At 61.8% G+C, this 466-nt stretch carries 1 protein-coding gene; it reads left to right on the forward strand.

The features are described from left to right. Positions 1–14 precede the first annotated feature (14 nt). Positions 15–170 (forward strand): FHA domain-containing protein, encoded by a 156-nt coding sequence (locus ACFWJO_RS40565; RefSeq protein WP_386873399.1) that lies wholly within the window; start codon positions 15–17, stop codon positions 168–170. Positions 171–466: the final 296 nt, after the last annotated feature.

The raw sequence follows: 466 nt of genomic DNA on the forward strand, positions 1-466 counted from the left end.
TGTCGCGCCGCCACATCGACATTCGCTGGGACGGACAGGTCGCGATGCTGTCCGACCTCGGCTCCACCAACGGAACCACCGTCAACGGTGCCCCCGTGCAGGACTGGCAGCTGGCCGACGGAGACATCATCCGGGCGGGTCATTCGGAGATCCTGGTCCGAATCCTCTGAGGCACCACCGAGTTAGGACTCCGAGTAGATTCCGCCGATACCCGACCCCGAACTGCCTCACCGAGACCCAACCGAGACGGCTTCGATACTCGACCGACATCGCGTCGGAGCCCGTGTCGGACGTAACACGGTGGGGACTCCGTATCGTTGTGGGCTGTCCGTATCCTGATCCCAGGGTGCGGGTTGCCCATATGATGCTGCCAGAAAAAGACGCTGGAACCTCGAACGTTCCCGCCACAGAAGGAGGTGGACTGCAGTGCAAGGTTTGATTCTGCAACTCGCACGAGCAGGTTTCC

The organism is Streptomyces sp. NPDC127092 (assembly GCF_042722475.1).
Lineage (GTDB): Bacteria > Actinomycetota > Actinomycetes > Streptomycetales > Streptomycetaceae > Streptomyces.